Source organism: Halomonas sp. AOP27-A1-41 (genome assembly GCF_052378605.1).
GTDB lineage: Bacteria > Pseudomonadota > Gammaproteobacteria > Pseudomonadales > Halomonadaceae > Vreelandella > Vreelandella citrativorans.
Window position 1 is genome coordinate 78995 of record NZ_JBQSXT010000016.1, and the last position, 7562, is coordinate 86556.

A 7562-nucleotide genomic window follows, 5' to 3' on the forward strand; every position below is an offset into this window, starting at 1 on the left:
CGTAGTTAACCCAACGGAGTGAGATATGACGCAAATGACCTTAAAACAGCAACTGGAAAGTGGCGAAATCCTTGTAGCCCCCGGCATTTATGACATGATTTCAGCCCTAATGGCCGATCGCATGGGCTTTAAAGCGCTTTACATGACCGGTTACGGCACCGTGGCCTCCCATCTCGGCTTACCAGACGCTGGTCTTGCGACCTATACCGACATGGTTAACCGGGTTGCCACCATGGCCAAAATGACCTCGACTCCCATCATCGCAGATGGTGATACCGGCTATGGTGGACTACTCAACGTACAGCACACGGTTCGCGGCTACGAAGCAGCAGGGGCCGCCGCTATTCAGCTGGAAGACCAGGAGTTTCCTAAAAAGTGCGGCCACACACCAGGTCGTCGCGTCATCCCCATAGAAGATATGGTAAACAAAATTCAAGTTGCCTGCGAAGCACGTAAAAGCGATGACTTTCTGATCATTGCCCGAACGGATGCACGTACCGAGCTAGGTCTTGAAGAAGCACTGACACGCGCGCAAGCCTATGCCGACGCAGGTGCCGACGTGCTATTCGTCGAGTCCCCGGAAAACGAAGAGGAAATGACTGAGATTGGCAAGCGGCTGAACAAACCACTGGTAGCCAACATGGTGCCAGGTGGGCGCACTCCGCTACTGCCTGCCGACAAATTACAATCGCTTGGCTTCTCTCTGGCCATTCATCCTGCCGCAGGCTTTTTGGCAACGGCTCAAGCACTGGAAAAAAGCTACAGCGATATTCGCGACAATGGCGATGTGACTGACTGGTCGCTCATGTACAGCTTTAGCGAGTTCAACAAGATCATTGGCTTTGAAGATGTATGGGAATTTGAAAAACGCCATATCAACTGACAGCTGTGACAACTGATACAGGGCGGCAACGCAGTTTGGTTGCTGCCCTTTTTTATGCCTCCCTTTATGAATGGAGTCTCATGTCTTTGCTTACTTCGAATCGCCCCACTACCGGCACACTACTGACACTGGCAATTGCTTTCAGCGGGGGGTGGCTTGGCCACTGGCTAGCGGCCGATGCAGGCTGGCTTCTAGGATCGCTGCTGGCCACCCTGCTAGCCACGTTCAAGGGCCTGCCATTGCACTACTCACCTCTTTTTCAGTCAACAGTGGTGGTGCTAGTGGGAGTCAGTATCGGTAGTGCCTTGAGCAATGATATGGTCGAGCATCTTGGGCACTGGATACCATCACTCGCAGGCTTATGCATATCCATCATATTGACGCTGGCTGTCGTTGCCTACTACCTGAAGCGCCATGGCCACTGCGATCACAATACCAGCGTGCTGTCAGCTTATCCCGGGCACTTGATTGTCATTCTCCAGCTAGCTAGCCAACACCCTTGTGACGTGCAAAAAGTAGTCACGATCCAAAGCCTGCGCATGCTCTTTCTCGTACTGATACTGCCCACGATGGCCTACATATGGATGCCTGAGCAGTCACTCTCAGAATCGACTACCAATTATGCGGCACTTGGCTGGTTATTTCTTGCGGGAGGTGCTGGTGCAGTCATCGCCTGGCTACTCAACGTGTCTGCTGCGCTTTTAATTGGTGCCATTGCAGGGAGCGGGCTAGTAGCACTAAGCGGCATCACAGTAGGCACGTTACCTGACGTGCTCAAAGTGACCATTTTTACCCTTACAGGCGCCATGATAGGCACACGCTTCATCAATACCCAATGGAGCACGATTGCAAAAACATTGCCGGTTGCGCTGAGTGCAATGAGTATTACCATGCTGGCAAGCGCAGCCATTGCTTTACCCATTGCCCTCATCACGGATATTTCCGTCATTCAGCTACTGCTAGCCTATGCCCCTGGCGGTGCAGAGGTAATGTCGTTGATCGCCTTGGCCACCGGCCACGACCCGGCCTTCGTCGGCCTTCACCATATAGCACGGCTCCTGGCCATGGCGGCGTTCTTTCCATTGCTAGTAAAACTGGCAATACGCTAACAAGCCACCCAAACGATATCTTAAAACAGGCCTAATAGCTGGCCTGATAAATAGCCAAGGCATCCGCTTCGCTCACATTACGCGGATTATTGACCAGCAGGCGCATCTGCTGCATGGCGGCTTTGGCCAGCATGGGTAGGTCTTGCTCGGGAATTTGATTATAAGCAACATGGTGAATAGCCACATCACGCAAGCGACTAGGCAGCCCACATATAGCGACAAGCCTTTCAAGCGCCTGAATAAAGCATTCTGCCATCTCTTTATCATCATCGACATGCTGCTCAAGAGGCAGCACAACCCTACCCAGCTCAGCATAGGCACCCACTGCATGCGTGGCATTAAAGCGCAACACAGCTGGCAAAACTAACGCATTCGATAGCCCATGAGGAATGTGGTAATAACCCCCCAGCGGATAAGCCAATGCGTGCACCGCTGCAACAGGGGCATTGGCGAATGCCTGCCCTGCCATCAGCGACCCAAGCAGCATCGCCTGACGCGCTTCAATGTCACGCCCATCGGCGATCACTCGCTCGACATTCCCTACCAGCAAGCGTAAGGCTTGACAGGCATACATGTCCGAAATCGGATTTTTCTTATGCTGGCTAGTGTAAGCCTCAATAGCATGTACCATGGCATCGATGCCGGTCGCAGCCGTCACGTGTGCAGGCAAGCCTAACGTCAGATTGGCATCCAGCAAGGCGATATCAGGCAGTAACTGACGCGACACCACCCCCATTTTAGTGGTTTCGCCAGTGGTAATAATGGCGATAGGCGTCACTTCAGAGCCAGTGCCCGCAGTAGTAGGTATATGTATGGTGGGGAGCGGCGCTGAGGTCACTTGATCGACACCATACATATCAGCCAAAGCTTGTGAGCACTCTGGATGAGCTAATAGCGCCACCAGCTTAGCCACATCCAATGAGCTCCCTCCACCCAAACCTACCACCACCTGAGCCTTGACTTGCCTTGCGTGCGCAGCAGCCTCAAAAACAATGGTTTCGGGAGGGTCAGCGACAACCCCTGCAAATACTTCCACGGAAAGGCCTGCCTCTTCAAGCAGTGCTTTCACAGGCGCCAACAAACCGGCCTCTGCAATTCCTTGGTCGGTGACAATCAGAACACGCTGGGCGTTGAACCGCTGAACCAGTACCGGCAGCCGTTCAACGGCCCCCTGAGCGCAGTGAATATCAGGCACCGTCATAAAGGTGAAGGCTTGCATAACTACCCCACGTTTCATTTGTTATTGTATCGAGAATGACTAATCTGGCGTCGAACCAGAATCAATCGTCCCACCTCGCAATATCGCTAGCAGTCAAAATGTGAGATTTCATGATGGCTGATGCCCATTCAGCATTCTGGGCAGCAAATGCGGACACCAAGTCACGATGATGAAACTGACTACGCTGCTCATCTTTGGCGGAAAAGTTGCGATAAGAGCGGATCAAGAACCCCACGTCCATTAGCGATAGCGCGATCTCCTCCAGCTTACGATTCCTCGACATGTTCAAAATCTTAACATGAAACTTTCGATTCAGAACGTTGCGTTTCAAAACTGAAAACTGCTCTTGAGTTTCTTCAGAAGGCCTCAACCCTTCCATTTCATCACAGAGTGCTTCTAATTCACGAATATCACCAGCGGTCGCATTCGCCACGGCCAACCCAGCCCCGAGACTCTCCAAGCTAGCGCGCACCTGAAAAATTTCAACCGCTTCTTGGCGCGACCAACCTCTGACAGCTGCACCTGAATTAGGATGGAATACAACAAACCCCTCCTGTACCAAACGCTGCAATGCTGACCGGATGGGTGTTCGACTTACGCCCACCCGAGCAGCCAGCTCATCCTCTCGTAGCCGGTCATTCGGCGCATACTCACCACTGAGAATAGCCTGACGTATCGTTACGTACGCCTTCTCAGGCGCTAGCAATTTATCTACTTTAACTTTATCTAACATGACCCAAATCCTTGTAGTCACTATCTACGCTGAAGCCATCACCGGCAATATTAATGTGTTGTACCAACTTTTAATTTATTGACTCTTTGGGGTGCTTGAGGAAGTTAATATTACGCGCAATGATCGATATAATTTCAGCAAAATAGGCGCCGTACAGAAGATAATTATCCCAAGCAGTATGATACTTACAGGACGGGCAAGAAAAACATCTAGGCTTATATCGCCGGCTCCCTGAAAAGTACGCAACAATTGGCTATCTAAAATCGGACCTAATATGATACCTAAAATGACAGCTATTAAAGGATAGTCGTATTTACGCATTAATATCCCTAAAGTAGCAAATACTAACATAATCTTAACATCGAACATTTGCAGATTAACAGCATATGTCCCAACTATAGACAAAACCGCCACTAAAGGTATTAACACTTTAGTAGGTACATTAACAACTCTCGTAGCATAAAAAGACACTAACAAGCCAGCCACCAAAAGAAATATTGTAGCGATAAACAAGGAAAACATAACTCCATAAACCAGACCTTGGCTATCAATAAACAAACGAGGCCCAGGTATTAAACCTTGCAGCATTAAAGCTCCAGCCATAACTGCAGTGGCCATTCCTCCGGGTATCCCTAAAGAAAGCATTGTCGCCAAAGCTCCTCCTTCAGAGGCATTGTTAGATGACTCAGCACTTATTAAACCTTGGCTCGCTCCTTTACCAAAAACTTCACTATTTTTAGCACTGCGCTTAGCTTCATTATAACTTACAACACTCGCCACTGTACCCCCAGCCCCTGGCAAAGCACCTATAATCACACCAATAGCACTCGACTTTAATACAGTTACAGGATGCTTGAATGTTTCGCGCACCCCGGCCATTAATTTTTGATAGCGCATCCCAGCTTGTTGGCCTCTTTCATCTCTAGCAATGTAACGCTGTTGCAGCATATAGTACAACTCAGAGAAGCCAATTAAACCAATTAGTGCAGGCATGACAGGTAAGCCATCCATTAGCTCAAAATAACCATGGGTTCCTCTTATGGCGCCAGTAGATGTCATACCGATCGTCCCTAACAGGACCCCAAAAGCCCCAGAAATTATAGCTTTTAAAAAGCTAGAGTGCAGCGTGGCTATAACCGTCAACCCTAAAACCCCAACTAGAAAAAGCTCAGGCGGGCCAAACATTAGCGCCGCCGCAACAATCAGGGGCATAACTAAAATTAAAAAGAATGCTCCCAATAAGTTACCGACTGTTGAAGCACTAACCGCCATCCCCAAGGCCTCATTTGCTCGACCTTGCTTTGTCATAGGATGACCATCAAAGCCAGTAACTATTGCTTGTGGAGATCCAGGTATGTTGAGAAGAATCGATGGTATAGAGCTACCAAAATTACCACCTGCATAAATTGCAGTTAGAAAAGTAATTCCCATAATGGGTGACATCGGATAGGTTAACGGCAGCATGATACTAATCGCCAAGGGAGTACTGAATCCTGGAATAGCACCTGTAATGATTCCAAAAAAAACCCCCAACACCATTACCGCCAAAACTTTCCAGTCTGCCAACAGCAGAAGCCCTTCCATAATAGGTGCAGAATCAAACATATAGTAAACTCCTGAAGATGACACCAGCGACCTAAATAAACCAGCCTGCAGGAAGAGGTATATTTAACCAAACATCAAATACACCATAAATAAAAGCCACCGTTAAAACTGGCATTAACGAAACTAAAGACCAAGATTTTTTCATAAAAACCATTAACAAAATCGTCATATATAGCCAAGTAGCTACTACAAAACCCAACCACTCAATCCCAAATACGTATAAGATTGTAAAAATCAAAAAACAAATGGTTTCCTTTTTTTCGTGACGCTCTATCTCACTATCTGAGGATGAAGCATTTGACTTCCTAAAATCCAAAAAACTCAATACAAAAAAAAGCAAAACACTTACTGAAAGTATTATATAAACAGGCTTAACAAGCAGTAAATTCACACTGGGACGAGGCAACCCTCGCGCCTCAATAAAGTAGAAAGTTGCGTACCAGAGCATCAAAAGAGGAACTAGCAGCTCCCCTTTTTTACTTTTCAAATAAGAAACCATGAATAAGAACCTTATCTTTTATCAAACAAAAAAAAGGGGGGGTACACACCCCCTAGGCGTTAGATATTTTTATTCACCCTGCAAGATATCGCTATAGCTTTCTACAACTTCATGCATTTCTTTGATAAAGGCCGTAGACTGTTCAGGACCATAGTAATCTGAAATCATATCAGAACCCTGATTTTTAATATGAGCCTGATAGGCATCACTGTTATATACATCTCGATAACTCTGAACAATAGTGTCCAACACTTCTGGGTTTGCTTCTGCAAAAGACTTATGAATCGCAATAAAACGATTATCGCCTATTTCAGGAATGTTAATATCCGGGTATGCTTCAATCACTGGCTGAGCATCAGGCCAAGCTGGAAAATGTTCATGAGATGAAACAGCCAATACACGCACCTTATCACCCAATGTTATATCCCCGTATGCCGATGAAAAAGCTGCATCCGAATGACCACCTAACAAGTCAGTGCGCTGCTCTCCACCACCACCGCTAAAGGTAACCACTTGAGGATCTAACTCGAGAGCATCTAAAAATGCCACACCAAATAAATGCGTGCCTGCACCAGTCGCCATCGAGACAGTTACCCCGCTCGGGTCATCGCGGATAGCATCTACTAAATCTTGAATCGTTTCATAAGGAGAGTCTGCTCTTACAGTAATAGAAGTATAATCGCGTTGCTCAACGTTGATGAAAGTGAAATCATCTAGAGAAAAATCAGCCCCTTGCGTTACAATATTCATACTTAAAGTAGGTTGAATACCTGCAAAGATGTAATGACCGTTGTCAGGGGAGCCTAGATAAGTACGAGCCCCTAGCAAACCAGAAGCACCTCCACGATTATCTACTAACATCGAGTAATCATGCGTATTCTCCCAGTGCTGAGCAAGCCCGCGGGAAAATCGGTCGACCGATCCACCAGCCCCAAAAGGGATTATCAAGCGCACATTCTCAGTCGGCCACTCCTGCGCATACGCCGAACTCCCCCCTATTGCGGTAACCACACTAACTGTGCCAACGAGCAGAGCCTTAACAGCAATTCGATTTTGGAATGACAAAGCAGATTTGAAAAGGGTCGTAGTCGGTAAACATTCATTATGATTATTCATGGCAACTCCATTCAAGAACAGTTGTTATTATCAATTAACCATCACTAGTCGTATACCAAGCTAGTATATTGAATACAATCAGTCAAGAAACATACGGCATGCTTGAAGACGCCCTGCCACCTAAATAAAATTTACTTTAATATCAATGCCTTAAATAGCAACACCACTTCCTTCGCAACAACAAAAAACCCTAATTTTACTTTATCGACACGCAGCTCAAATAATAAGCAGCCTAAGCTGGTGCAAAAACATATTTCTAAGCTTATTAACGCAATGCTATTGACAGCGACTGAGCAATAAACAAGCATTAAAAATAATAACAGTATACAAAAAACATCATATCAATACTAAAAGCTATCAAATATCAGACAGATAAGAGTGAAAGGGAAGCCTCTTGC

The 7562-nt window shown here is 46.9% G+C and carries 7 protein-coding genes; 2 read left to right on the forward strand and 5 right to left on the reverse strand.

What is annotated here, in order from left to right; genetic code table 11:
* The first annotated feature begins 25 nt into the window (after window positions 1-25).
* Together ACT3TC_RS11805 and ACT3TC_RS11810 are read left to right on the forward strand one after the other, a co-directional pair.
* The gene (locus tag ACT3TC_RS11805) at window positions 26-883 is read left to right on the forward strand and encodes an isocitrate lyase/PEP mutase family protein (protein WP_444640195.1); all 858 of its coding nucleotides are present in this window, start codon (window positions 26-28) and stop codon (window positions 881-883) included.
* An 80-nt stretch (window positions 884-963) separates the two neighbouring features.
* Window positions 964-1992 (forward strand): AbrB family transcriptional regulator, encoded by a 1029-nt coding sequence (locus ACT3TC_RS11810; RefSeq protein WP_444640196.1) that lies wholly within the window; start codon window positions 964-966, stop codon window positions 1990-1992.
* A 31-nt stretch (window positions 1993-2023) separates the two neighbouring features.
* Here the strand turns inward: ACT3TC_RS11810 and ACT3TC_RS11815 are convergent, their stop codons facing one another.
* The 5 genes from ACT3TC_RS11815 to ACT3TC_RS11835 all read right to left on the reverse strand — a co-directional run bounded on the left by ACT3TC_RS11815 (window position 2024) and on the right by ACT3TC_RS11835 (window position 7164).
* Entirely contained in the window at window positions 2024-3211 is a 1188-nt protein-coding gene (locus tag ACT3TC_RS11815) for an iron-containing alcohol dehydrogenase (protein ID WP_444640197.1), read from the reverse strand.
* Between the two features lie 61 nt (window positions 3212-3272).
* Window positions 3273-3944: a GntR family transcriptional regulator gene (locus ACT3TC_RS11820; RefSeq protein ID WP_444640198.1), complete on the reverse strand. Its 672-nt coding sequence runs from the start codon at window positions 3942-3944 to the stop codon at window positions 3273-3275.
* A 75-nt stretch (window positions 3945-4019) separates the two neighbouring features.
* Window positions 4020-5549, reverse strand: coding sequence for a tripartite tricarboxylate transporter permease (locus tag ACT3TC_RS11825; protein WP_444640199.1), 1530 nt, complete (start codon window positions 5547-5549; stop codon window positions 4020-4022).
* Between the two features lie 31 nt (window positions 5550-5580).
* Window positions 5581-6048: a tripartite tricarboxylate transporter TctB family protein gene (locus ACT3TC_RS11830; protein ID WP_444640200.1), complete on the reverse strand. Its 468-nt coding sequence runs from the start codon at window positions 6046-6048 to the stop codon at window positions 5581-5583.
* Window positions 6049-6117: 69 nt separating this feature from the next.
* Window positions 6118-7164 (reverse strand): Bug family tripartite tricarboxylate transporter substrate binding protein, encoded by a 1047-nt coding sequence (locus tag ACT3TC_RS11835; RefSeq protein ID WP_444640201.1) that lies wholly within the window; start codon window positions 7162-7164, stop codon window positions 6118-6120.
* Between the last annotated feature and the right edge of the window lie 398 nt (window positions 7165-7562).

What these genes read in the sequence shown, in the direction of transcription:
- ACT3TC_RS11805 (WP_444640195.1), top strand. Translation starts at nt 26, where the DNA reads ATGACGCAAATGACCTTAAAACAGCAACTGGAAAGTGGCGAAATCCTT.
- ACT3TC_RS11810 (WP_444640196.1), top strand. Translation starts at nt 964, where the DNA reads ATGTCTTTGCTTACTTCGAATCGCCCCACTACCGGCACACTACTGACA.
- ACT3TC_RS11815 (WP_444640197.1), bottom strand. Translation starts at nt 3,211, where the DNA reads ATGCAAGCCTTCACCTTTATGACGGTGCCTGATATTCACTGCGCTCAG.
- ACT3TC_RS11820 (WP_444640198.1), bottom strand. Translation starts at nt 3,944, where the DNA reads ATGTTAGATAAAGTTAAAGTAGATAAATTGCTAGCGCCTGAGAAGGCG.
- ACT3TC_RS11825 (WP_444640199.1), bottom strand. Translation starts at nt 5,549, where the DNA reads ATGTTTGATTCTGCACCTATTATGGAAGGGCTTCTGCTGTTGGCAGAC.
- ACT3TC_RS11830 (WP_444640200.1), bottom strand. Translation starts at nt 6,048, where the DNA reads ATGGTTTCTTATTTGAAAAGTAAAAAAGGGGAGCTGCTAGTTCCTCTT.
- ACT3TC_RS11835 (WP_444640201.1), bottom strand. Translation starts at nt 7,164, where the DNA reads ATGAATAATCATAATGAATGTTTACCGACTACGACCCTTTTCAAATCT.